The following is a 26,053-nucleotide window of genomic DNA, read 5'->3' as shown; positions in this document are numbered from 1 at the left end:
TAATCCTATGTCTAGTAAAAAAACATCGCGAGAGAAAATTTTAGAAGCTGCAACAGAGCTTTTTCATTTAAAAGGATACCATGCTACAGGCTTGAGTCAAATAATTCAAGAGAGTGGCGCGCCAAAAGGTTCTTTATATTATCATTTTCCTGATGGTAAGGAGCAATTAGCTGTTGAAGCGATCAACTTATCAGCAAATAGAATTGCAGCAGAAATAGAGCAAAATCTAGCAGCTTATGATGATCCAGCGAAGGCATTCCAATATCATATAGAAAGTATTTCGGGAATTTTTCATGACATGGATCCAATATCAAAATTAAAAAACGTTCCAATGGGTTTACTCGCAATGGAAACAGCATTTGTAAATGAGAATTTACGTCAGGCTTGTGAAGAAACCTTTGAAATTTGGGGAAATCTTTACTTTGAGAAATTAAGAGTTAGTGGATATAGTGAAGAACGTGCTTACTTAATTAGCAAAACAATAAGTGCATTAATTGAAGGTGGGATTACATTATGTGTAACCAAAAAATCGAGTGAGCCTTTAATTCAAATTAACAAAATGATTCCTTTATTGCTTTCAAAGTAAATAGGGCTTCATTTTTATGCTTATTATATAGACCGGTCTAATTAATTATAGAGAAAGAAAGGAAGTATTTTATTTATGGCTTCATCTTTGCAAGTTGTACCAGTACGAAAACCTAAAAGTATGGCTTTTGTGCTTATGTTTGCAGCATTTATAGGGCTGTTTAGTGAGACAGCTTTAAATATGGCTCTGACAAATATTATGTCTGATTTCACTGTGTCAGCTGGGACAGCACAGTGGCTTACTACAGGCTATTTATTAACAATAGGTATTTTAGTGCCTGTTTCATCTCTTTTAATTCAGTGGTTTACAACAAAACAGTTAGTTGTTGGATCATTAGTATTTTCGATAGTGGGAACGATTTTAGCAGCTTTAGCACCAAGCTTTCCGATTTTACTGCTTGGTCGTATCATTCAAGCGTTTGGAACGGGCATTATTTTACCGCTCATGATGAATGTAATTTTATTAATTTTCCCAATTCAAAAGCGTGGAGCGGTAATGGGGTTAATGGGGCTTGTTATTACGACAGCTCCTGCGATTGGGCCAACATTGGCAGGCTTAATTGTGGACTCGTTGGATTGGTCGTTTATTTTCTGGATAAGCCTTGTCTTTTATGCAGGATTAGTCGTAGCGGGGCTTAAACAAATCGATAATGTATCTACTATTACGAAGCCAGCTATTGATGTTGTTTCAATTATTTTATCGACACTTGGATTTGGCGGCTTCATTTACAGTTTAAGTACTATTGCAGAAAAATCCTTTGCTTTTGCAGGGGTATATATTCCATTTATTGTTGGCTTAGTTTCAATTGCGTTATTTGTAATTCGTCAATTTAAAATGGAGCAGCCTATGATTAATTTACGAACGTTTAAATATCCTATGTTTACGTTAGGGACGGTATTGTTATTCAGCGGTATGCTTTTAATTTTATCAACAGCGATACTATTGCCTATGTACTTAAAAGGTTCTTTACTATTCAGTGCAACGGTAGCTGGTCTTATTCTTTTGCCTGGTAGTGCTATGAATGCAGTTTTATCACCAGTAGTAGGAAAGATGTTCGATCAATTTGGTGCAAAGAAATTTTTGCCCCTTGGCTTTCTGCTAACATTAATTGCAAGTTTACTTTTTGTCTTTACGATTTCCGCACATACACCCGTTTGGCAGATTATTTTAGCGAATACAATATTCTTTATAGGGATTTCTATGATTATTATGCCTGCGCAAACAAATGGTTTAAATCAGTTGCCACGCGAATTATACGCAGATGGTGCAGCTGTTATGAGTACATTACAACAAATTGCAGGTGGGACAGGGACAGCATTGGCTATTACATTAATGGTCAGTGGACAAAACAAGCATTTCGAGAAATTCCAAAATGCTTCACCATTTGAATTAATGGCTGAAGGGACAAAGTATGCATTCTTCTTTATCGCAGCCCTTGCGCTTATTGGGTTTGTGTCATCTCTATTTGTTAATGGAAAGCGTGTAGAAAAGAATTAAGTATTAATGAAATAAAATTATGTAGCCCTTTATGGTTGCGTAAATATACATGTAAAAATCCACTCAGATTCTGTGAGAACGCCGCAACTAGCAACAATTTGCTGGTTGTGGGTTTTTTCGGAAAGAAGTGGATTTTTACTATGTAGAGCATACAGAGTATAGGTTATTGAACAGCCTCTGTTACTACTTCGAAAATAAAGCACTTAAACGCTAGAATCCTCATTATTTAAGTAATGTAAGAGTAGTCGTTATTGCATTGTCAATAAAAGAACGCTGAGGGCGAGATTTCATCATTACCGTTAGACCGATTAATGCGACAATAAGTGCTTGTGCTAAAGATTTTGCGTCTGTGTTGGCTTCCAGCTCACCTGATTTTATTCCCTGTTCAATCGTTTCTTGAAAGATGACAGTTAAATACATTTGATGTTCTCTAGTCAAGATTTCAAATCTCTCATCATGAGGTGCTAGTTCAACCATTGTATTAATACAAAAACAACCTTTACTAAGTTCTTCTGCGTATTCGTCATTGATGACATCCGTAAAGAAAATAGCAAATGCCTTTTTTACAGAGGCGTGTCTTTGGAGTCTAGTGCGAATATCAGATGCCCGAGACATTGTATATTTTCGAAGTGCAGCTTCGAATAATGCCTTCTTATCGCCAAAAGTTGAATAAATACTAGGGCGTTGAATGCCCATTCTAGAAGTAAGATCACTTAACGAAGTAGCCTCATATCCCTTCTCCCAAAATAACTGCATTGCAGCATCTAAAACTTTATCCTCATCGAATTCACGGGTTCGAGCCATTAAGATTACTCCCTTCAAATTTTGATTTTATTATTTACATTATGACACGTATGTAGGTAATTGCAATTTATTTTTTACTTATCGGTATTTAATTGTTGTGTTATAAGTCATTTTAGTAGTCAAAATGTAAGAGTTATTTCGTGTTGAATTTACAGTGATAAAAATATTAAGTTGACATTACAATCATCTTTAAGTTATATTTAGCAACAATTATAATGTACTGTTCGGTATGTTATAGTAAATAATGAATAGGATTGGAGATTAAGATGTGTACAAAGCAGATTCGAATCTAGACAATGACCCACATTATTCTAAGGTGAATAGTCCGTCTCCTGAAACTGAATCTCATGGGCATCAGCATTCATCCATGTCTCGCTCTTTGACATTGTTGTTTGCAACTGCCTGTGGAATATCAGTGGCCAATATTTATTTTGCCCAGCCATTGCTCGATCGATTATCGAATGATTTTGGCATTGACCATTCCGTTATTGGTGTTGTGATTACTATCACACAGATTTTTTATGGATTGGGTTTACTACTACTCGTTCCGCTTGGAGATTTATTAAATCAACGGCGACTTATTGTCGGGCAGATGCTCTTATCCACAATAGCTTTGATTATAGTTGGGACAGCTTTTTCTAGCGTTGTACTTTTCGTAGGTATGGCTTTAGTAGGTCTTCTTGCAGTTGTGACCCAAACGCTTGTGGCTTTTGCAGCAAATATCGCTTCTCCTACAGAACGAGGGCGTGTCGTTGGTATTGTAACAAGTGGAATAGTTATCGGCATACTGCTCGCGCGGACTTTTGCCGGTATACTAACAGATCTAGCAGGTTGGCGTTCCGTATATATCGTCTCTGCAGCACTCATGCTTTTGCTTGCTAGTTTGTTTTTTAAAGTACTGCCAGTTGTTGAGCGCGAGGTGAAATCAATCACTTATCTCCAGTTGATTAGGTCAACGTTTACATTATTTATTCAAGAGCGAACTTTACGTGTTCGTTCAGTTTTAGCGCTGTTGATTTTTGCCGATTTCAGTATTTTATGGACGTCGCTCGTTTTACCACTTAGCGCACCGCCGTTTGCTTTATCTTATAGTGCAATTGGAGCTTTCGGTCTTGTTGGTGTAGCAGGAGCATTAGCTGCGGCAAGTGCAGGAAAACTTGCAGATCGAGGGTACGGACAACGAACGACTGGTTTTGCTTTGTTATTATTGTTAATTTCATGGTTTTTTATCAGTTATCTACAACAAACATTTGTCGCATTAGTTGTCGGAATTGTTCTACTTGATTTGGCTGTACAGGCAATACATGTAACGAATCAAACGATGATTCTTCCGTTGCATCCCGAAGCAAGGAGTCGACTTACTGCTGGTTATATGATGTTCTATTCTATCGGCAGTGCGAGTGGTTCAATTGCCTCGACTCAAATATATGCACATTTCGGCTGGGAAGGCGTTTCTTTGCTTGGCGCTTCGGTCAGTGCTTTTGCTCTGCTTTTTTGGGCTTTAAGTATTCGAAAATAACTGGGTGATAGTACTACTACGAGAAACACCGTATTTATTCTTATAATTTAATTGGACTAGGAGAGATTTAAATGGAAATAGGTATTACATCTTTTGTAGAAACGAAACCGGATGTTTATAATGGCGAAGTGATTAGTCATGCCCAACGTCTACGTGAAGTGGTCGAAGAAATTATCCTTGCTGATCAAGTAGGGCTGGATGTGTTTGGCGTTGGTGAACATCATAGGAAGGATTATGCAGCATCATCTCCAGCGATGGTTCTCTCAGCGGCGGCACCCCAAACGAAAAACATACGACTTACAAGTGCGGTAACTGTACTTTCTTCAGCTGATCCTGTACGCGTTTTTCAAGATTTTGCTACACTAGATGGGATTTCAAATGGACGTGCGGAAATAATGGCGGGGCGAGGTTCTTTTATCGAGTCATTTCCATTGTTTGGCTATAATTTAAATGACTATGACGCACTGTTTGAAGAACATTTAGAGTTGCTGCTTAAAATTCGTCAATCGGAAAAAGTAATGTGGGAGGGCAGACATCGACCAGCAATAAATAATTTAGGTGTCTATCCAAGACCTGTTCAAGATTCTTTACCTATATGGGTCGGAAGCGGTGGAAATCAGGATTCGGCTATCCGTGCAGGCCTGTTGGGATTGCCACTGATGCTGGCGATCATTGGTGGTAGCCCGATGCAATTTGCACCAATTGTACAGTTATATAAAAAAGCGGCGGCTCATACAGGTCATGATGTCTCCAAACTGAAGGTGGGATCTCATTCGATAGGTTTTGTAGGGGAGAATAGGGAACTGGCAGCAGATACATTTTTCCCATCCACTCAAGCTGGTATGAATAAACTTGGCAAGGAGCGGGGCTGGGCTTATTATGATCGTTCGAGTTTTGATGCTGCGCGAAGTTTTGAAGGGGCATTGTATGTTGGTGATTCTGAAACTGTCGCAGAGAAAATCATCCATTTGCGTAAGCATGTGGGGATTACTCGTTTTATGATGTATGTACCGTTAAGTACAATGCCACATAATCAAGTGATGCGTGCCATTGAATTGCTTGGGAAAGAAGTTGCCCCTCGTGTTAGAGAGGAAATTGCTAAATGGGAAGCTAATGGTGAACAGGATATATGATGATTTAGTACCTAGAAAACTATTTTAATATGACAAATGTTAATGAAATAAGACTAGCTGTTTTAGCTAGTCTTTTTCTTCATCTTTAAAGCAAGAAGTATCCCTATAATTATGAGATTATACTGTACTGTAAAAAGCAAAGGTACCTTTCTATAACTGGCTAAATGAACGTGATGTTCGTACACAAGTTATTAATAAACCAGGTAATTTAAAAATTGGCTGGAATGGTAGAGAGAAAGTGGTAAGTAGGTGCTCACATAGTTATTACTAAAACCTCACACATTAAATTTAATAAAAATTGGAGGTTCTATAATGAAAATCGTTATTAAAGGTTTTTTTCTTTTATTAACCTTAGTTTTATCCTTTTCAACATTAGTTCATGCAGAAGAAAATAATGAAGGTTCGGTAATATATCATGTTAAATACGATTATGATGCAATATGTAAATTATTAGGGATGAGTAGAGAGGAATATAATCAGAATTGGAATATAGGTCTTTCTATATCTGAGATGGCGACGAAAAAAGGTATTGAAAGAGGTGAGGTGGAAGGGTATTTTTATAATTTCCATTATGAAGAAATGCAAAAATGGATAAAAAAGGGCGTTTTGGAAGAGAAACATTATTTCGATCTTGTATATAGACTAGCTGATGATATTGAGGAATTTATTGACCGAAATCCAAATCGTTAATACGTTAAGTTATAACGGTAATTAGCATTCATCAAATTTGCATCAACGCTTGTTTTAAATAAAAAAACTCACCCTCCAATAAATGAAGGGTGAGTCGCTTTAAAGCCATGAGGCTCTAATGTAAAATTTAAAAGCCGCGTATGCCGTATTTCTTATAGAAAGTTTTAAACCACCACTCCTCAAAGTGGGTGTTCGCAGAAGTTTTCCTGCTTATCCTCATGCACCTAGGTGTGAGGCCCGTCATTCCAACTCCAATAATAAAACTCCCTTTTACAGCTTAAAGGTTAAAACTTAATATTATACGAACAATGCAGCCTTTAAGGATATAATACGGCATGATAAACAAAGTTGCAAGCAAGAGGGTTTATGAAAAAAAGTCAATGGGCACGTGCTATAAAACATGCATTTTATACATATAAAGCGCTTGGATTATATGGAATGGCTTCATATATTCTTCACAAATACGAACGGAAAATGCGAACAACCTTTGCGAAATTATAGTAAGTGTGTAAAGATAGGAGCGTAATCATTTACTTAACGAAAATTCAAGGGAGGAAGCGGAAATGGCAGCATATCCAAATTGTCCGAAATGTAATTCTGAATACACATATGAGGATGGCGCAAACTTTGTATGTCCAGAATGTGCGCATGAATGGAGCACTAGTGCAACAGAGCAAGAGTCAGATGCACTTATTGTAAAAGATGCAAATGGTAACTTGTTAGCAGATGGCGATGCAGTAACAGTTATTAAAGATTTAAAAGTAAAGGGAAGCTCTTCAACTTTAAAAATTGGCACAAAGGTAAAAAGTATTCGCCTTGTTGAAGGTGACCACAATATTGATTGTAAAATTGATGGCTTCGGTGCAATGAAACTAAAATCAGAGTTTGTGAAAAAAGTCTAATAGCTGGAATGATAAGGAGCATCTTTCATACGAGAGATGCTTTTATCATTTAAAACCTTCGTATAATAATAGCAAAGGCAGAGCCAAGCAAGGCGAAAATCGTATGTAATAGAGCTATATAGCTAGCGCCAATGATAAGTGCACTAATATCCATAAAAGAAACGCCATGAATATATAGTGGATTGCTAAAATTATTAATGATGGCCCATACAAAAACAGGTATAGAGCTTATAGCAAAGACTATCCAAATATTTTTATAAAATAAATATGTTAAACAGCCGAAAAGGGCATATAATGCGACAAAGCTTTTATGATCGCCGAGTAGGGATGAGTTGAGGGCAAACATAAAAGATAACACGATAAAAACGAGATGGAAAAATGTTAATGTGCTTTTCATTGATAAGTTTTGATTAGATGAAAGCTTCGTTGCGGCCAACTGCTGACAGTGTTTACATGTAGCTAAATGCTGCTCGACAAATTCAGTTGTATCGGCTTGTAAACCTTTAGTTTTATATAAAGGTAGTAGATCTTCTACTATTGAACATTCATGTGACAAAATTTCCCCTCCTATCACTCCTATTATACGACTTTTTTTAGGAAATAAAAAAAGCCTTCCGTCGATCAATTCATCGGAAAACTTGTACATGCACGTTATTTGTTTGTGTTTAATATTTCATTCGTTAGCGTTTGAATATCAATATGTGTTTTCTCCTTAACAGCATCCTTCAATATTTCAGTACGGAAATATTGGACTGTTGCTGGAAGGGGAATTGCTAAAAGCTTCGCTAGCGCTGTTTGATACATATAGACGAATTCCATATCGGTATTACCGCGCTTTAATTCTGCGAATGCTTCATAAAATTGATCTAGTTTATCTGCAAATTCGAGCAAACGTCCTTCAAGTGTTGCATCTTTGCCTTCTTTCATACGCTCGAAAAAGATGTCCTGGAACTCTTTAGGGATTTCATTAATAATGAATTTTTCCATCATTTTTTCTTCCACATGTGCGAGCATTTGTTTAAGCTCAGGACTAGCATGCTTAACGGGAGTTTTTATATCACCGATAAATACTTCAGCGAAATCATGATTGATGGTTTTTTCATATAATGACTTCCAGTTTACTGTAGCGCCATTCATTTCTTCAAGAGTGGCAAAAAACATGGCATATTGTGAAACTTTCCAAGAATGGGCAGCAACATTATGCTCTTCGAATTTAAAGCGGCCAGGGCAACGAATAATACGTTCTAAATCATTAAGACTTGTAAAAAATTGATGAATTCCTATAAGAATCACTCCTTTTTGTTCTATAAGTGCATGTTACTATAATCAATACCCTCATTGTGCAGATTTCAAACAATTTTACAATGATTCATGCTACGTTTACAAAGGATTCACAATTAGAATGAGAGAACATAATGAGGAATGCTATAATTAGTAAGACTTATTAAAGGGAGAGTATGCATTATGATATCGATTTATACACTTCTTCTATATATACATATTTTAAGCGCTATCCTTTCGATTGGGCCATTGTTTGTAGTTTTAGCAATAGTAAAGAAAATGCGTACAGCTGTGCATGAGGAAATGCCACCATATATTCAAGTATTTCAGGGTGCGATTACGATTGTTAAACATGCTGGACATGTTCTAGTTGCCTCGGGCATTTTATTAATGTGGCGTGGAGGATACCCGTGGACAACATCTTGGGTAGTTTTAACATTTCTTGTTATGGCAGGTTCCATTGTCTTTTTAGCGCGAGCGTTTAAACCGACGATTCGAACATTTAATACGCCGGCTTATAATCAGCAAAAATTTGCCTCACTGTTACATCGAAAGGCATGGATGTATATTGTATTACTGCTCATTATGCTTTGGTTAATGGTTGCTAAGCCCGTAATTTGGTAATCGATGCATGCAAAAGATCAGCCTCTTAAATTGTAAAAATTGTGTGAGTGCCTGGCACTTCGCTTCTTAAATTGTAAAAATCCACTGCTCTTTCCGCGGGCACATTGTAAGCCGCAGGAGACTCAGTGGATTTTTATTTGGCTATCCATAAATTGTGTGAGAATTGTGTGGGTGCCTGGCACTATTTTGGGATGTTGAAGGTGATTGTTGTGCCTTCATTTGGTGTACTTTTAATTTGCAGCCTTTGTCCGTATATTCTTTTAAGGCGTAGGTCAGTATTGCGTAGGCCTATGCCTCTACTAGTTGTATTAGTATCGGAAAGCAGTTGTGTTAATGTACTGGCTTCTATACCAATACCGTCATCTATAACACTTACGGCTACATAATCTGAATACTCTTTGATTCGAATACAAACAGTACCGCCGTCCTTTTGTTGCAATACGCCATGGCGTATTGCATTTTCTACCAAAGTTTGCAATGAAATAGGGGGTATCTCAATTTGAATATGTTCATCGATATCCCAGTCAATTTGTAATAGGTCCCCAAAACGTTCCTGTTCGATATAAAGATACGAACGGACGAGTTCTAGTTCATCACGAAGCGGTACAACTCGTTGTAAATTCCTTACATCAAAACTGGCATGTAGATACTTACCAAAATGGTGCATCAAGTCGATCATTCGTTCAGGATCAATTGCGCTGAGTGAGGCAATTGTATTAAGCGTATTATATAAAAAATGAGGCTGTATTTGTGCCTGAAGCCAAGCAGTTTCCAAATGTAGTCGTTGATTAATGCTATATTTTAAATCGATTAAAGCTCGACACCGTACTTTTAATTCCAGCGAATTAATAGGTTTTGTGACATAATCATTTGCACCGTGAGCAAATCCAGTATAAACATCTTCGGGATTACTTCGAGCAGTTAACAATAATATGGGTAGTTCTAGTAAGGTATAATGCTCGCGAATATTTTCAATTAAAGCATATCCAGATATATAAGGTAGCATAGCATCAATAATAACTAAATCCCATCTTTGCATAGACAACAATTCCAATACCTTTTCGCTACTTGTGATTGTTGTAATGTCATATTCTGTAGAGGAAAATAAACTTCGCATCATCGTTAAATTAACAGGATCATCATCAACCATTAAAATTTTAAACTGTTTTTCAGAAGGTGTGGCCTTTAAGTTTGTAGTACTTGCTGATAAATGTACCTTCTCTTGTTGTTCATCATTCATCTGCTCCTCATTTTCCATCTCATCGGCAATTGGTATGGTGAAAAATATATCAAAGCCTTTATTCGGACTAGAATAGATTAGTAATGACCCTCCATGTAAATCAATTAGTTGCTTAGAAACCAATAAACTTAGATGTATTCTATCATTATCTTCAATCCCTTGATCAGAAGAAAATAGATGATCCTGAAGTATCATATCCTTTTTTTCTAATCCAGAGCCTGTATCTTTAATATGAATAACAGCCATATTTTTTTCATTAGTTGCGCTAATTTCTATTAAGTCAGCGTTCGTATATTTAATAGCGCTATGTAGGAGATTGAAAAGTATTTGAATAAGTCGTTTTTCATCCGCTAGTACACGAGGGAAGTTCCGTGCAATGGTAGAAGTCAGTTGAATTTGTTTTCCAGCTGAAATAAAACGTAGCATATCAAAAATACCTGAAACAATTCCTTGAATACGCACATTTTTCTTATGAAGATGTAAGTTTCCATCTTTTAAGCGTGTATAATCCAATATATCATTTAGCGTAAAAGACATGCTTCGTCCAATATCAATTAAATATTTTAAATTCTGCTTATCCTCTGTAACGAAACTATTATTAGGATTATCATAAATTGTTTGCCCCAGGGTAATCATTTTATTCATAGGATCCCATAATTTCTGTGCATTGCTTAATAGAAATTCATCCTTTAATTCGTCGTCTCTTTGTAATTGAGCAACTAACAGATTAATTTGTCGTTTGTTTTCATAAAAACGTTTAAACCAATAACCTGAAAAGCCAAGTGCAATCATTAAATAGTCGAATGGATAGAAAGGAATAGTTAACACAAAATACATTTTTATAAGGCCCCATATGATACCATTTGTTGTTCCAATGGCTGTAAACGCAATAAAAGCCGAACTTTCCTGATGACCTATGTACTCCCTCAAGGCAAGTGTTAAAACATATAAAAAGGAAACAATATAGAGCATGAAAAACACTAGGTTTGCTGTGTATAGCCATTGGATAGGTAATAGCACAATGAGAAGCGCTCCTATTGTATATAACATTGAGAACAATCGAAAATATTTTGCTTGTTGATATTTAACTAACAAGATGCGAATAAATTGCACAAAGAAAAATGAAGCACCGAGATAAATAATATTTGATAGCTTCATTGACCATACATAATCTAAGTGAATCCAATCCAAAATTGAACGGTCGTATGTAATGAGCTCATCAGCTAAAGGTAAAAGAAAGCCTACTGTAAACAGCAATACTATTTTTTTGCGATAAATAAAGAGAAAGACAAGAATGCTAAACAATGCAAATAAAATGAGTAGCATTGAAATAGCTACTAGTGATAATTCCGTAATGAGTTGATAGTGCGTCATAGCTGATGCTGAACTAAATGAAAGTCGCTTAGTTATAAGTACATTCGACGGCGTATCGAAATTGGATACTTGTAAAATGACATCAATTTCGGGCTGCTCTTCTGTAAAATATACAGTGTAAGGCGCGGCCTGCCCTTTATGATTACTAGCATTTGTTGATACTTCACCTGACTGTCCTGCAAGTTTGCCATTAATATACAATGCTGAGGCAGTTGAGATTGCAGGAATTTGAATTGCATATCGGTAATCTGAACCGTCATTAGCATTTAACAAAACTTTTAAACGATAAGTGCCAAAGTGTTGTGTTTCTGCTACTGCTACTGCCTCTTGCATAGGAATAGTTCTAATAGTTTGTTTTAGATGAGGGGAGCTAGTCGTATCTAACAATATTTCAGGATAATAAATCCATTCACCATTCATTTGAAAAACTTCATTCTCTGATAAAGAATGGTTGCGCATATCTAAAATACCAGCTTGTGCAGTTGGTTGGTCATTAGAAGGCATAAAATAAGTTAGCCAAAGTATGCGGAAGATAGTTAGGACGATAAAAATCAAAGCGATAATTAGTAAATGTCGTACGATGGTTTTTTTCAACGCTACATAGAGCCTCCTGTAAGTAAATAATTTATTGTATTGTTTTACCATGCCATGGAATGAAGAAAAAGAAAACGTACTTTTCTATAAAAGAAATCTTTATGTAACTAAAAAGAAGTTTTTTAGTTCTTTTTGAGTAGTTAACTTCTTCGGAAACAGGTTAAAACTATTAGTTGTTAAGTATTTTTTAAGAGGTATGACGTATGATGTTAAAATAGGAACTTTTAATATTGAAATCAATATAGCTTTTGCAAAATATCATCTCAATGGGAGAAATGATCTATTGTGGAGAAACTCAAGTTAAATTTATCGTTTGTCATTATTAGTATGATGATTATTGTTGTACTCGTTACATCTAGTATCAGTATTTGGATTAGTTATCAAAGTTTTAACGAAATGCTCGTACAATCTAAACTTGTCATGCAGGAAGAGTATATAGCAGAAGTTTCGGACATAGCTGAAAAGTATGTACAAGAAGGATTACAAAATGCTGAAACAGAAGGTTTAACAAAGGAAAAGTTTAAACAAGCCGTATATCAGGTGCAAAAGGAAAATGTTATCTCTATAAGTATGTTCTTAAAAAAAGTATTATTGCCTTTATTATTAATGCTTGTAATCGTTTTCATATTTGTGTTATGGCTAGCTTTGAAAATTGCCCGGCCGCTACAAGAAATTTCTAAAAGCGGACGGAATGGCAATAAAATTGGTTCTTTACAATCAGTTGATGACTGGTACGTAGAGGTGAGTAACTTGAAAAATGGCATGTTAAAATCGATTGCAGAGTCACAAAATACAATTGATGAATTGACTAACCAGTTGAAATTAGATTCATTAACGGGGATTCCAAATCGTCGGAGTATGGATCATGTATTAAACAAATTAATTACAGAAAAAGTGCCACATGCCATAATATTAATTGATTTAGATGATTTTAAAAATGTCAACGATACATATGGCCATACAGTAGGTGATGAAGTTTTAAAAGCATTTGCAAGCAAAATGAAGGATAGTGTGCATCAGCAGGGGAGCTGTTTTAGATATGGAGGCGAGGAGTTTATGGTTATTTTACCGAATACTGCAATCGAAGAAGCTGTCAATTTAGCAGAAGATTTACGGATTAAACAAGCGTTAGCAGAAAATCCTAGTGGACGCCCGGTTACTTTATCTGCAGGAGTAACAGTTTTTGCTTCCACTTTTAGCAGCCCAAATGAGTTAATTGCTATTGCTGACCAAGCATTATATGAAGCAAAACAATCAGGAAGAAATTGTATACGTATAGTTGAGGATTTATCGAGTGTTGTTAATTAGTGAACTCAAAAGAAATATAGCTGTCTCTGGAAAACAATTGTTGGGAGGCAGCTACATTATTTTTAATCTTGCGCTATAGTATCATATAACGCAATGGTCTCTGGGTTGGGTAAAATACCAAGGTCTGCATACAGGTTTTTCTTAAAGGTTTTGTATACTCTTACTGCATTTGCGCGATTATCTTCTTCGATATAGTGCTGAATAAGTTTTTGGATAGTATTATCAGCATAAGGATTATACTCGATCATCAATAGTAAAGTTTGCTCTCTTTTTTTTGCATTATGTTTTGTTGTATAATGCTCGACTAAATAACTAAGTAAAAGTGTAAGTTGGTTAAGAATAAAATTTGCTTTACTATGAATCCAAGAGTAATCTAGTGTCGCCATGTACTCTCCGGGATCATTTTGAATAAATAATTCTGCTTTTTCTACATCAAGTTCCCCAAACTCTTCTTTGTTTTTTAACATTTGCTCCAATTCCAGAACATCGCAATGGAAATTTTCTAATTGTAAAATATAACACCCATTTGCATATTGCAATACGTTGAAATAGCCTAAAGATGAAAGGGTTGTACGTAAATAAGAAACCGTTGTATGCAGTTGAACTCTTGCTTTTTTGTATTCTGTTTCTGCCCATAAGGCATCAATGATTGTATCGCGTAGTATATGACTGTTGAGATTAGAAAAGAGAAAGGCGAACAACTCTTTTGTTTTTACAGTTCGCCAATGTACGATGTTCTTGTTATGGAAGACGGTGAATCCACCTAAGCAATGGATGCTAAGGGAAGGCTCAATCTGCTGTACTTGTTTAGAGGCTGTTGTTTCTATTTGAAAGAGTTCCTGTATTCTATTAATAGTTGTCTCAAGACGGGATTTGGAAATGGGCTTTAATAAATAGTCGAGAGAATTAATTTCAAAAGCCTGAACAGCATAATCTCGATACGCAGTTACAAATACAATACGGACATCCTTTTTCCATTTTTTTAATAATTGAGCAATCTCCAAACCGTTCATACCTGGCATTTCCACATCTAAAAAGGCTACATGAAAATCCAATGTCGGTGCCTCATCCAGCAAGTCGTGAATTGTTGAATATGCTTTAACAACTTCTACTGAATCAAATTCTTCTAACTTTTTTTCCATGTTTAAAAGAGCTAACGGCTCATCGTCTGCTATAATTACCCGAATCACAGTAGGACACCAACTTTCAGATTAGTATACAACCTCACTATGTTGCACTATAGATAATACTAATAATATTTTAATTGTTATTATTAGGTTAATTAAGATTTATTTTACATTAAAAGGGAAGTTAAAAACTATAAGTATGTATAGCGACATAATTGAGCCGCTTCATATTCTACGCTTAGTACTAGCCTCATAAGAAATTTCTACTTTATAAGGTTGAATCTATTAGATATCCCCTTTTCTATATTATCGGTTACATAAGCTGTATTTCCATTATATAAAATATGCAAATGGTTAGTAGTAATACGAACTATATTTTCCATTTAAATGTTTAATTTGCTAAAAAATGATTGGAATTGTATAAAATCTTGTTTAAATAGTAATAATTTGTAATATCAGGTCCGATGTCCTGTGAAATTTAGAAGCATTCTACAATATTGCGTGCATATTTAAGAGCCTAATTCTCTAGTGTGCTAGCAACAGAATGCAGAAAAATTAAACAACTGGAGGTATTACTTATTATGAAGAAAAAAGCGATAGCATTAGCTGTAGCATTGACTCTTGGCATGGGGATGTTCGGGAGTACCACTCCCGCTAAGGCAGCATATACTGGTCAGATTGGCGAGACACTGTGGGGATTGCCCAATATTTTTGATTTGAGTTTAGCCGATTTGAAGGAGTTAGATGAGATTGATACCATATGGGTTGATCCGGAACAAACCTTAAGTATTGAAAGAATTTTAAAAGAGGATACAGCCGACGAGACTTATATTATTGAGGCTGGCGATACATTATTCAGCCTTGCAAAAGTTTATAATGTGGAAGTTGAAGATTTACAAGAATGGAACAACCTATCATCTGATTTAATTTTAGTTGGTGACACTTTAGCTGTTAAGGCATCTGCAGCAAAACCTAAAACTGAAAAGAGTGTAGCGAGTACTTCTAGTACTTCTAGTTCTTCGAGTACTGTGAAAAAAACTACACCAAAACCGGTAACAACAGTTACGAGTGCACCATCTAACCAAGATGGCCAAACATATACAATGCGTGCTACGGCTTACACGGCATATTGTACTGGTTGCTCAGGTATTACAGCGAACGGAACCGATATACGCTCAAATCCAAATTTAAAAGTAATTGCTGTTGACCCAAGAGTTATTCCTCTTGGAACAAAGGTATGGGTTGAAGGTTATGGTGAAGCGATTGCTGCTGATACTGGCGGTGCGATAAAAGGAAATAAAATAGATGTTTTTATTCCATCAGATGGACAAGCCCGTAATTGGGGTGTAAGAACAGTTACAGTGAAAATTTTAAATTAATTAAAATAGGGATTTCTCAGTGTTTTTTCTGAGAAATCCCTATTTTCTGATATGAGGATAAGTGCCTAGTTATCAGTTGCGCAATTATTTAGACAGGTGATAAACTATAAAAAAAAGGAGGTAATTTAATGAAACTGACAACTTTATTGATTATTTCTTTAGGTGTATTTTTGGTTGGGTGTGCTAGTAATAAGGAGGAAGCTAACTCTCCTTTAACAGCAACTGCAAAAGTAATAGGCTCTAATAATGAAAGCTATGGAGATGCCTATTTTGAAGAGCAGGATAATGGTGTCAAGGTGACATTAAATTTAAGTGGTTTTCCTGCAGAGGCAAAAGGATTACATGGCATGCATATACATGAAGCCGGAAAATGTGAAGGTCCAGATTTCGGAACAGCCGGTGGCCACTTTAACCCAACTTTTAAAGAGCATGGGAAGGATAATCCGAATGGTCACCACCTTGGAGACTTGCCGAATTTAGAAATAGCTGAGGATGGCACGGCCAACATGACTGTCATGGCAGAAGGTGTCACTTTAAAAAAAGATGCAGAGTATTCTTTACTTGATGGAGAGGGTACTGCGATCGTTATTCATGAATCAACGGATGACTACATGACTGATCCCACTGGTGAATCTGGTGGAAGAATTGCTTGTGGCGTAATTCAATCATAATAGAGAAGGACTATATCTTTTATAGATATAGTCCTTTCAGACTGTAGACAAACTCGGAAAATTTTGAGTTTGTCTACAGTCTTTTTTATTTAAAATAAATATAGAGGTCTACTGCCGTTGATTTCCGTTACGGGCGGGCGCTTTCCGCGGGCACACCGTAAGCCGCAACCCTCGCTAACGCGCGGTTTGTTGCATCTTACGTACTGTGCGTTCCCGCAGGAGTCGCCCACCCTCCACTCCAATCAACTTTATATGTATTGCTAACAGTCCACTATAAATAATATAAACTATTTGAGGTGATGGAAAATGATGACGAAGAATCAAATCAATGAACGTGAACAATTATAGAAATGCTGACATTGACTAAATGGTGCCACGAGACCATTTAGTTCGAAAACTAGAGGCAGCGCTTGATTTTTTGTTTATCAATTTATTAATGGAAAATCTTTTATAGATATAGTCTTTTTTATTTTAGATGCCTACTGGCGTTGATTTTCGCAGAGCGCTCTATGCGTAGCAACCTTTGCTAGTACGTGGTTTGTTTATTAGAGCCATGCCTGCTATAAAGAGAGCGACTTGAGCAGTAAACGCGGAGTAGTATTACTTAATACAAAGCTAGTTAGACGCAGAAGTTATTCTATTACCTTTTGAAAAGTGATGAGAAATCACCAGTACATATTGCATAAGTAATGGGTGAGATGGGTACCATCAGAAATAGAGGAGGTAATAACATGAAAAAAATATCAATATTAATTATTTCTTTGACCGTATTTGTCGGAGGATGCAGCTTCTTTGATAAAAAAGAGGATAAAGTAGCTGTAAACGCTCCAAAATCAACTTTAACGGCAACTGCAAAAGTAATTGGTTCTAACAATGAAAGCTATGGAAATGCCTATTTTGAAGAAGAGGACAATGGAGTCAAAGTGACATTAGCTTTAAGTGGCATACCAGCAGGAACACATGGTATCCATATTCATTCGGTAGGAAAGTGTGAACCACCAACATTTGAATCAGCGGGTCCTCACTTTAATCCGACAAATAAAGAGCATGGTACATTAAATCCAAAAGGCTATCACTTAGGTGACTTACCAAATTTAAAAATTGGTGAAGATGGTACTGTAGATTTAAATTTCATAGCTGAAGGTGTTACTTTACAAAAAAATGTAGAAAATTCCTTACTTGATGGAGAAGGTACAGCGTTAGTTATTCATGAATCAGCGGACGACTATAAAACGGATCCTTCTGGTAATTCTGGTGCAAGAATTGCATGTGGGGTTATTCAATAAGGGAGATAGAAAGACTGTATCTATGGAAAATTTAGATACAGTCTTTTCCTTTAATAATGACCTTGGTAAGGGGTGTAATGTTACCTTTATACAAAATGTATACATTTTAAATTAATTATATTTTCTGATAAAATATAATTTAGTAGTTTATTAGAGATAAATAAAGGGTAAATGAGAAATTGTTTGTAAGTGGCGATAATTGATGAATGGGACAAAGGGTATAAATATAATTATCTGAATTTACTATAAATAGATTGACATAATTATACTTAATTTGATAATTTTAAATAGATTCTTATAATATTTCCAAAGGGGGAAGATTAATATGAAGAAAAAGCAATTTAGATTGTTAATGCTATTAAGTGCCATTGCGTTATTAATTTTAGCTGCATGTGGAACTGATAGTAGTACAGGCTCGAAGGATACAGATAAGGAAAATACGAATGGTGATGCAGCTAGCTCTGAAAAGCCAAAATTTTTAAGTTTACTAACAGGTGGAACGCAAGGTACTTACTATGCATTAGGTGGTACGTTTGCTGATTTAATAACAACAGAAACAGGCATTAAAACAACAGCAGAAGTTTCTCAAGCATCTGCAGCTAACATGACTGCTTTGCAAGATGGTAAAGGTGAGATTGCGTTTGTACAAACGGATATTGCTTATTACGCAACTGAAGGAAAATTAATGTTTGAGGGTAAAAAAATTGATACGATTGCCGCTTTAGGTGCCCTTTACCCAGAGACTGTGCAATTAGTAACAACTGAAGCTTCAGGTATTAAAACATATGCTGATTTAAAAGGGAAAAAAGTATCTGTAGGTGCTCCGGGTTCTGGTACTTATGCCAATGCTGAACAATTACTTGAAATCCATGGCTTAACAATGGATGACATTAAAGCACAAAATCTTGATTTTGGCGAGTCTACTGACGGTCTTCAATCAGGTCAAATTGATGCTGCATTTATAACTGCTGGTACACCAACAGGAGCCGTAGAAGCGTTAAATGCAACAACGAAAGTAAATATTATCGGTGTAGATGCTGGTAAAGCAGATGAGCTAATTGCCAAATATCCATATTATGCGAAAGACACAGTAAAAGCTGGTACTTACGATATTGCTAATGACACAGAGACAGTTTCTGTACTTGCAATGTTAGCAGTAAGTAAAAATCTTTCAGACGATGTTGTTTACGAAATGACGAAAGCTATTTATGACAACACGAATAAGATTTCACATGCAAAAGGTGCATTTATTAAAAAGGAAACAGCTTTAGATGGTATTAGCATTGATATCCATCCTGGTGCACAAAAATACTTTGATGAAAAGAAATAAAAAACTCAAGTTCCATGCTAATGAGGAAATTTTTATTTGCTCTTAGTTTGACTATGTGATGTGAATATTTTAGAAATCGAATAAGAATTTTCCTAAACAGACAAAGGGGCTCGTATTGCGTAAGCTTTGGGCCCTTTTTGATTCGTTAAGGTAAAGTGAAAAAGCGGATAGTTTTTAAAGTGGGGGAACAGATGTGATGCGAAAGAGAAAAATAGTTTTTGTTATAGCAGTATGTTGTATGTGCTTTGGCATAATTATTTTTCTTCCTCTTCAAAAGGTATTCGCATTTACAGAAACACGTATAGACAGCCCGAAAGTACATTATATACCATTTGCTGCTGATGATGCTTTTCGAATAAGGTACACACATTCAATCCATAAATCAGATGTACTTGAATATTATCGGTGCGTAGAAGAAAAGCGTATTCAAATGTTAGGAATGGAGTATGAAGACTTAGCGATTGGCATGCCAGGTTACGCGGAAGAAAATCAAACATTAACACAACGAGATGGTAAATATTTTCTGCAATTTGACAAGGAAGTCATTGATAATTTTACAATATTTATTGGGGATTTAGATTTGGATCTTGTGTTTGTTTATAAAAGTTATGAATATGATTTAAAAAAAGATTTACAAAGGGGTAAATCCTATTTATTTGAGGTGAAGCGATTATCGCTTTATGAAAGATGGAAAGGAGTTAGGTTGAAATGACAAAACTGAAGGAACACAACAACGAAGTAAAAGAAGAATTTGAGCAGATATCGGCAGAAGAGCAACAAGCAATTCTAGAAAAGTACGATATTGAATCAAATGTGCGTACGATTTCAGGAATCATGAAGCATGTAATCTTCTTTGGATTATTAGCATTTTCATTGTTTCAATTATATACTGCGATTTTCGGGCAATTTACAGCACCGATTCAACGGACTATCCACTTAGGGTTTGGGTTAGCACTTATTTTCTTATTATTCCCAGCTCGGAGAAAAGCGCCGAAGCATAAAATTGCATGGTTTGATTATATTTTATCGTTATTATCTGTAGTTGTAGGTTCGTATTGGGCATTAAATTATACGGAGCTTGTTAATCGTAATGGTACTATCACACAGTTGGACTTTTTAGTAGGTTTAATTGCTGTCGTTCTCGTGCTTGAGGCTGCTCGTCGAGCGGTAGGCTTACCGATTATGATTATCGCAACTTGTTTCTTGATTTATGCTTATTTTGGTCCATATTTCCCTGCCTTTATGGCGCACAGAGGGCAAGATTTTGAAAGCATTGTTAACCTTATGTATTTTACGACAGATGGTATTTTAGGAACTCCGATTAGTGTATCTGCTACATTTATTTTTGTGTTCCTATTATTTGGTGCGTTCCTTGTAAAAACAGGGGTTGGTCAGTATTTTAATGATTTAGCTGTAGCTTTTGCTGGAAAATTAATTGGTGGTCCAGCTAAGGTAGCTGTCTTCTCAAGTGCTCTACAAGGGATGATTTCAGGAAGTTCTGTGGCCAACGTTGTAACATCAGGTTCGTATACAATCCCGATGATGAAAAAGCTTGGATATCGTAAAGAATTTGCTGGTGCAGTTGAAGCAGCAGCTTCTACTGGTGGTCAGTTAATGCCTCCAATTATGGGTGCCGCGGCGTTTCTAATGGTAGAATTTATAGGACGTGGAATTACATATTGGGATATTGCAAAAGCAGCCGCAATTCCTGCGTTGCTTTATTTTACAGGTATTTGGATTATGACGCATTTTGAAGCAAAACGGGTCGGCTTAAGAGGCTTACGTGATGATCAAATGCCTAATCGTAAAGAAGTATTCAAGAAGATATATTTGTTACTACCTATTATTGCTATTATTGTTTTGATGTTAACTGGAACACCTGTTATGCATGCAGCACTTTACGGAATCGTTATTTCAATTGCTGTAACAATGTTCAATAAAGATACTCGTTTAAAGCCAAAAGATATTGTCGATGCGTTAGTTGAGGGCGCTCGTACGGCATTGGGTGTTGTAGCAGCAACAGCTTGTGCAGGTATTATTGTCGGAGTAGTTGTTAAAACAGGCCTAGGCTTAAGTTTAGCTAATAGTTTAGTAGCATTAGCAGGGGGAAGCATTATTTTAACGCTTATTTTCGTTATGATTGCATCACTAATTTTGGGAATGGGTGCCCCAACAACGGCAAACTACGTTATTACGTCAACGATAGCAGCACCTGCCATTGTGGCATTATTATCGCCAAATACACCACAAGAATTAGTGCCAGTTGTTATTTTATTATCGGCACACTTCTTTGTATTCTATTTTGGTATCATTGCCGATATTACACCACCTGTAGCACTCGCCGCCTTTGCTGCTTCTGGTATTTCGGGTGGAGATCCAATTAAGACTGGCGTTAACTCTGCAAAGCTTGCTATTGCAGCATTTATTATTCCGTATATGATTGTCTTCTCTCCGGCTTTGTTAATGATAGATACGACGATACCGCAAATTTTATGGGTCGTATTTACCGCTGTTACGGGGATGGTGGCAATCGGTGCTGGAATTATAGGTTTCTGGTACCGGAAAGTACTATGGATTGAGCGTGTATTTGCTATCGCAGCGGGCTTACTCCTTATTTATCCTGAAAAGTTCTCAGATTGGGCAGGTCTCGGAATATTTATTGTGCTTGTAGTGATTCAAATTTTAACACAGCACAAATATGGTGGAAACGGTACTGATAATGACAACAGTCATAATAAAAGTGTGACCGCATAATCAAAAAATAATAAAATTTTGACATATATTATAAAATAAAAGCAAGAGTTGATGGTAGCGGAGGCGAGTGACTCCTGCGGGAACAGCACAAGACGTAAGCCACAACAGGCGGCGCGACAGCGACGGTTGTGGCTTACGATGTGCCCGCGGAAAGCACGCGCCATAGCGGACATCAATGAAGCGGCAAAAAAGTGTTAGATTGAGGGCATTTTTCCGCTATGTAATAAAAATGAAACCTTAGAGGTTCAATCTTTTGCAGTAAATAAAAAATTAGAAATGAACGATGGTAGCGGAGGCGAGTGACTCCTGCGGGAACAGCACAAGACGTAAGACGCAACAGGCGGCGCGATAGCGACGGTTGTGGCTTACGATGTGCCCGCGGAAAGCACGCGCCGTAGCGGACATCAAAGACATGGCGAAAAAGTGTTAGATTGATTACAGTCAATCTAACACTTTTTCCATTTCCTCTATCTATTTTTAGATTTCAAAAAAGAGAAAGGCATGATTTTTACGTGGAATTGCAATAAGTTTAAAGTTTTATTATCTCGAAAAGAGATAAAATTAATACTTATTATGCATAATGAGTATTATTTGTTGATTTTTAATAAAAAGCTAGTATATAATTCTTTTATCAGAAAATTCTATTAATAAAGGAGGTAACGAAATGGAGCACATTTTAAACTCGAAATTTGAAACGTATTTGATGGATCAGGAACCGGAATTACAAACTACTGACAAAAATAATGAGGAGCAACCAAGACAAATACGTTATGAAGAATATCCAGAGGGGTTTTTTACAAGTTTATAAATTTCGAAAGGGCTGTGTTAAAAGTGGAACATAAACTTTTAACACAGCCCTTTGTTATGTAAAAGAATTGTACAGACACAATTTGTATGAAGTTTACATAAAATAGTAAGAAGGTTTTAAACATTTTCTTAATATTAAGTTATATGATATTTAAATGAATATAGTACTAATTTCATATATACTTTTCTAAAAAGCTTTCATGTATAATGGGGGAGAAAAAAGGTATATCGAGGTGTGTAGTTATGACAGGTGCAGCAATGGTAGAAGAAGCAATGTATCAATGGTTTGAACATTTTCATAATTATCCAGAAGTAAGCTGGAAGGAATATGAAACAACAAAGAAAATTGCATCTATATTAGATGATTTAAACGTTTCTTACCGTTTATTAGGCGATGTACCAGGGTTGCTTGCAGAAATTGGTACAGGCGATGAGATTGTTGCAGTTCGTGCAGATATTGATGCACTATGGCAAGAGGTAGATGGAAAATGGCAGGCAAACCATTCGTGTGGTCATGATGCCAATATTACAATGGTTCTAGGAGCATTATTGTTACTAAAAGATCGACCGTTACAACATCGTGTACGTTTTATTTTCCAACCTGCTGAGGAAGTAGGAAATGGTGCTTGTGCCGCATTTGATCGTGGTGCTGTAGATGGTGTCTCCCATTTATTTGGTGTCCATTTAAGACCAATCGAAGAGCTTCCTTTAGGGAAGGTTTCACCTGCAATCCATCATGGTGCTGCGTATTTTTTAGATGGGACTATTCATGGCACTGATGCACATGGTGCAAGACCGCACCAAGGGAAAAATGCGATAGATGTTATTATGGCTATTCAGTTAATGTTAAATAGCATTCATTTGTCTCCGTTCGAGCCACACTCGGCAAAATTAACAAAGATTATTGCAGATGGTGGTAGCACAAATATTATCCCAGGGACTGCTAGCTTTGCAATGGATATTCGGGCACAGCATAATGATCAGCTTGAGTTGCTTCGAAGCCGTATTGAAGCAGGTTTGAAATCAATTCAGCAGCAGTTTGAAATTGAACTGAAATGGAAATGGGTCGATTTCACGCCTGGTGCAGAAGTTTCACCTGTAGCCTCTCGTATGGCTAAAGATGCTATAGTAGAATCACTTGGCGAGCAATTTTTAGCTGAGGAGATTACAACACCTGGTAGCGATGATTTTCATTTTTATACAGTGAAAAAACCAGAGCTAAAGGCAACGATGATTGGAATTGGTGCTAATTTAGGCCCAGGGTTACATCACCCAAAAATGACTTTTGAACGAAGTGCATTAATAGATGCATCGAAAGTACTTGCGTGTGTATTAGAAAAAAAGCCTGAAAATAAGTAGAATATTTTTGAAAAGGTTCTATCCAACAGTTTACGTTGGGTAGAACCTTTTTTAGATTGCCTCTGCACAGCAGAAATGCATAAAGATGCGCCGTTTTGAATGGTTTCTAAAAGCTATTTGGAAGCGTTTTTTTTCCCTTTAACAGTCATAATTGCTATAGAAGCATAAAATTTTTGCGTTGACTTTATATTTTTTGAATATTAAGCTAAAAAACGTAAAAATATATTTGCGCCTGTGAAATAGCAAATCGTATTTAGGTGCAAAAAAAGGGGATGGGACAATGAAAAAGGAAATTAGTGCGAAATGGGCACTCCTGACTTTCGTTATAATGATTACTACAATGCTTGTTACTGTAGTTATGTTAGAGCAGAGTCCTCACGTGCCATTAATTGTTGGAACAATTGTAGCAGCGATTGTTGCCAAAATGCATGGCTTCAAGTGGATGGAAATTGAGGAAATGATGTATAAAGGCATCCGCCTAGCTCTTCCGGCCATTGTCATTATCATTTTAGTTGGTTTGACAATAGGAGCATGGATTGGTGGTGGAGTTGTTGCCACAATGATTTTCTACGGATTAAAATTAATTTCTCCAGCTTGGTTTTTAGTAACGATTTTACTATTATGTTCAATCGTTTCGCTAGCAATTGGAAGCTCATGGTCAACAATGGCAACTATCGGTGTCGCTGGTATGGGGATCGGTTTAAGTATGGGTATTCCCGCACCAATGATTGCAGGAGCAGTTATTTCAGGTTCTTATTTTGGTGATAAAATGTCACCTTTATCTGATACTACAAATTTAGCAGCAGGTCTAACAAACACAGACTTGTTTGATCATATAAAACATATGCTTTATACAACTATTCCCGCATTAATCATTACACTTGTAGCATTTGGCTTTATGGGAAGACGTTTCGCTGATGTATCGATGGATTCAGAAAAAATTATGACAACGCTTGATGTGATGGAAAAAAGCTTTGTAATTTCTCCATGGTTATTACTTGTCCCAGTTGGCGTTATTGTTATGGTCGCAAAAAAAGTTCCGGCAATCCCAGCATTAGTTATTGGTATTATTTCAGGCTTCTTATTACAAATTTTTGTACAAGGTGGATCACCAACTATGGCTGTCCATGCCTTACAAGAAGGGTTTACGATTTCTACAGGAAATGAAATGGTGGACGACCTCTTTAATCGTGGTGGCTTAGATTCAATGATGTATACGGTTTCAATGACAATTGTAGCTATGACATTTGGTGGGGTGTTAGAATATTCGGGCATGTTGAAGGCTCTTATGGATGTTGTCGTTAAGTTTGCTAAATCTACAGGTAGCCTTATTGCTTCAACAATTGCTGCATGTATTACAACAAATGCGACATGTTCTGAGCAGTACATATCAATTGTTGTACCTTCACGAATGTTTGCTGACGTTTATCAAAAACGAGGCTTGCACTCAAAAAATTTATCGCGTGCTCTAGAAGATGGGGGAACATTAACATCTGTATTCTTCCCTTGGAACACTTGTGGTGTATTTATTTTAGCGACATTAGGTGTAAGTGCGATGGAATATGCACCTTATGCAATACTTAACTTTGCTGTGCCAATTATTTCAATAATTTATGGTTATGTTGGATTTGCTATTGTAAAGATGACACCGGAAGAGATTGAAGAGGCAAAGCAACGAAAAAAAGAAGCGCAAGAGCAAGAGATGAATAATATGGTTGTTGCAGACTAATAAAAATGAATCTTGCTTAAATAGAAAACAAGACCAGCCCCAGTATATAGATTGCTGTT

The 26,053-nt window shown here is 36.4% G+C and carries 23 protein-coding genes, 1 other RNA gene and 1 pseudogene; 19 read left to right on the top strand and 6 right to left on the bottom strand.

Annotated elements, in window-relative coordinates; all coding sequences use genetic code 11:
* Positions 1-7 precede the first annotated feature (7 nt).
* Both ACQKNX_RS17340 and ACQKNX_RS17335 read left to right on the top strand, forming a co-directional pair.
* Positions 8-586, top strand: a complete 579-nt coding sequence (locus ACQKNX_RS17340) for a TetR/AcrR family transcriptional regulator (protein WP_427429950.1) — start codon at positions 8-10, stop codon at positions 584-586.
* A gap of 75 nt (positions 587-661) precedes the next feature.
* On the top strand, positions 662-2,083 hold the full coding sequence (locus ACQKNX_RS17335) for an MDR family MFS transporter (RefSeq protein ID WP_427429949.1): 1,422 nt from the start codon (positions 662-664) through the stop codon (positions 2,081-2,083).
* Positions 2,084-2,305: 222 nt separating this feature from the next.
* On the opposite strand, the gene ACQKNX_RS17330 is transcribed toward ACQKNX_RS17335, so the two are convergent.
* Positions 2,306-2,887 carry a TetR/AcrR family transcriptional regulator gene (locus ACQKNX_RS17330; protein ID WP_427429948.1) on the bottom strand — a complete coding sequence of 194 codons (582 nt, stop codon included), beginning with the start codon at positions 2,885-2,887 and terminating at the stop codon, positions 2,306-2,308.
* Between the two features lie 367 nt (positions 2,888-3,254).
* Here ACQKNX_RS17330 and ACQKNX_RS17325 point away from each other — a divergent pair, with 367 nt between their 5' ends.
* The 3 genes from ACQKNX_RS17325 to ACQKNX_RS17315 all read left to right on the top strand — a co-directional run bounded on the left by ACQKNX_RS17325 (position 3,255) and on the right by ACQKNX_RS17315 (position 6,229).
* Positions 3,255-4,406, top strand: coding sequence for an MFS transporter (locus ACQKNX_RS17325; protein WP_427430036.1), 1,152 nt, complete (start codon positions 3,255-3,257; stop codon positions 4,404-4,406).
* Positions 4,407-4,477: 71 nt separating this feature from the next.
* Entirely contained in the window at positions 4,478-5,539 is a 1,062-nt protein-coding gene (locus tag ACQKNX_RS17320) for an LLM class flavin-dependent oxidoreductase (RefSeq protein WP_427429947.1), read from the top strand.
* A gap of 312 nt (positions 5,540-5,851) precedes the next feature.
* Entirely contained in the window at positions 5,852-6,229 is a 378-nt protein-coding gene (locus ACQKNX_RS17315; protein ID WP_427429946.1) for a hypothetical protein, read from the top strand.
* A gap of 127 nt (positions 6,230-6,356) precedes the next feature.
* On the opposite strand, the gene ssrS is transcribed toward ACQKNX_RS17315, so the two are convergent.
* Positions 6,357-6,549, bottom strand: a non-coding RNA gene (gene ssrS, locus ACQKNX_RS17310) — 6S RNA.
* 46 nt (positions 6,550-6,595) lie between these two features.
* Here ssrS and ACQKNX_RS17305 point away from each other — a divergent pair.
* Complete coding sequence (locus tag ACQKNX_RS17305) at positions 6,596-6,730, top strand: hypothetical protein (RefSeq protein ID WP_427429945.1); 135 nt, start codon at positions 6,596-6,598, stop codon at positions 6,728-6,730.
* A 62-nt stretch (positions 6,731-6,792) separates the two neighbouring features.
* Positions 6,793-7,131, top strand: a complete 339-nt coding sequence (locus tag ACQKNX_RS17300) for a zinc ribbon domain-containing protein YjdM (RefSeq protein ID WP_427429944.1) — start codon at positions 6,793-6,795, stop codon at positions 7,129-7,131.
* Positions 7,132-7,180: 49 nt separating this feature from the next.
* Here ACQKNX_RS17300 and ACQKNX_RS17295 read toward each other — a convergent pair whose 3' ends face one another.
* Positions 7,181-7,687 (bottom strand): zf-HC2 domain-containing protein, encoded by a 507-nt coding sequence (locus ACQKNX_RS17295; protein WP_427429943.1) that lies wholly within the window; start codon positions 7,685-7,687, stop codon positions 7,181-7,183.
* A 95-nt stretch (positions 7,688-7,782) separates the two neighbouring features.
* Positions 7,783-8,424, bottom strand: coding sequence for a YfbR-like 5'-deoxynucleotidase (locus ACQKNX_RS17290; RefSeq protein WP_427429942.1), 642 nt, complete (start codon positions 8,422-8,424; stop codon positions 7,783-7,785).
* A 171-nt stretch (positions 8,425-8,595) separates the two neighbouring features.
* On the opposite strand from ACQKNX_RS17290, the gene ACQKNX_RS17285 reads away from it, so the two are divergent.
* Complete coding sequence (locus ACQKNX_RS17285; RefSeq protein WP_427429941.1) at positions 8,596-9,036, top strand: hypothetical protein; 441 nt, start codon at positions 8,596-8,598, stop codon at positions 9,034-9,036.
* 181 nt (positions 9,037-9,217) lie between these two features.
* Here ACQKNX_RS17285 and ACQKNX_RS17280 read toward each other — a convergent pair whose 3' ends face one another.
* A complete protein-coding gene (locus ACQKNX_RS17280) occupies positions 9,218-12,244 on the bottom strand; it encodes an ATP-binding protein (protein WP_427429940.1) in 3,027 nt (1,008 codons plus the stop codon).
* Between the two features lie 285 nt (positions 12,245-12,529).
* Here ACQKNX_RS17280 and ACQKNX_RS17275 point away from each other — a divergent pair, with 285 nt between their 5' ends.
* On the top strand, positions 12,530-13,552 hold the full coding sequence (locus tag ACQKNX_RS17275) for a GGDEF domain-containing protein (protein ID WP_427429939.1): 1,023 nt from the start codon (positions 12,530-12,532) through the stop codon (positions 13,550-13,552).
* A 62-nt stretch (positions 13,553-13,614) separates the two neighbouring features.
* Here the strand turns inward: ACQKNX_RS17275 and ACQKNX_RS17270 are convergent, their stop codons facing one another.
* Positions 13,615-14,742: a response regulator gene (locus ACQKNX_RS17270; protein ID WP_427429938.1), complete on the bottom strand. Its 1,128-nt coding sequence runs from the start codon at positions 14,740-14,742 to the stop codon at positions 13,615-13,617.
* A gap of 518 nt (positions 14,743-15,260) precedes the next feature.
* On the opposite strand from ACQKNX_RS17270, the gene ACQKNX_RS17265 reads away from it, so the two are divergent.
* The 10 genes and pseudogenes from ACQKNX_RS17265 (at position 15,261) to nhaC (ending at position 25,994) form a co-directional block, all read left to right on the top strand.
* Positions 15,261-16,058: a 3D domain-containing protein gene (locus tag ACQKNX_RS17265; protein ID WP_427429937.1), complete on the top strand. Its 798-nt coding sequence runs from the start codon at positions 15,261-15,263 to the stop codon at positions 16,056-16,058.
* Positions 16,059-16,186: 128 nt separating this feature from the next.
* On the top strand, positions 16,187-16,729 hold the full coding sequence (locus tag ACQKNX_RS17260) for a superoxide dismutase family protein (RefSeq protein WP_427429936.1): 543 nt from the start codon (positions 16,187-16,189) through the stop codon (positions 16,727-16,729).
* A gap of 306 nt (positions 16,730-17,035) precedes the next feature.
* Positions 17,036-17,177 (top strand): annotated as a pseudogene (locus tag ACQKNX_RS17255) (IS5/IS1182 family transposase); the annotation flags it as partial.
* A gap of 283 nt (positions 17,178-17,460) precedes the next feature.
* Positions 17,461-18,015, top strand: coding sequence for a superoxide dismutase family protein (locus tag ACQKNX_RS17250; protein ID WP_427429935.1), 555 nt, complete (start codon positions 17,461-17,463; stop codon positions 18,013-18,015).
* Positions 18,016-18,340: 325 nt separating this feature from the next.
* Positions 18,341-19,345: a TAXI family TRAP transporter solute-binding subunit gene (locus tag ACQKNX_RS17245; RefSeq protein ID WP_427429934.1), complete on the top strand. Its 1,005-nt coding sequence runs from the start codon at positions 18,341-18,343 to the stop codon at positions 19,343-19,345.
* Positions 19,346-19,541: 196 nt separating this feature from the next.
* Positions 19,542-20,057, top strand: coding sequence for a DUF1850 domain-containing protein (locus ACQKNX_RS17240; protein ID WP_427429933.1), 516 nt, complete (start codon positions 19,542-19,544; stop codon positions 20,055-20,057).
* Positions 20,054-22,099 (top strand): TRAP transporter permease, encoded by a 2,046-nt coding sequence (locus ACQKNX_RS17235; RefSeq protein ID WP_427429932.1) that lies wholly within the window; start codon positions 20,054-20,056, stop codon positions 22,097-22,099. Before ACQKNX_RS17240 ends, ACQKNX_RS17235 begins: the two co-directional genes overlap by 4 nt.
* 664 nt (positions 22,100-22,763) lie before the next feature.
* Positions 22,764-22,907 (top strand): hypothetical protein, encoded by a 144-nt coding sequence (locus tag ACQKNX_RS17230; protein WP_427429931.1) that lies wholly within the window; start codon positions 22,764-22,766, stop codon positions 22,905-22,907.
* A 242-nt stretch (positions 22,908-23,149) separates the two neighbouring features.
* A complete protein-coding gene (locus ACQKNX_RS17225; protein ID WP_427429930.1) occupies positions 23,150-24,265 on the top strand; it encodes an amidohydrolase in 1,116 nt (371 codons plus the stop codon).
* Between the two features lie 280 nt (positions 24,266-24,545).
* Entirely contained in the window at positions 24,546-25,994 is a 1,449-nt protein-coding gene (nhaC, locus tag ACQKNX_RS17220; protein ID WP_427429929.1) for a Na+/H+ antiporter NhaC, read from the top strand.
* Positions 25,995-26,053 lie beyond the last annotated feature (59 nt).

This window comes from Lysinibacillus sp. NPDC093712 (genome assembly GCF_050280025.1).
In the GTDB taxonomy this organism is placed as follows: Bacteria; Bacillota; Bacilli; order Bacillales_A; family Planococcaceae; genus Lysinibacillus.
The sequence above is the reverse complement of the archived record's forward strand: the minus strand, read 5'-3'. Positions and strand labels throughout refer to the sequence as shown.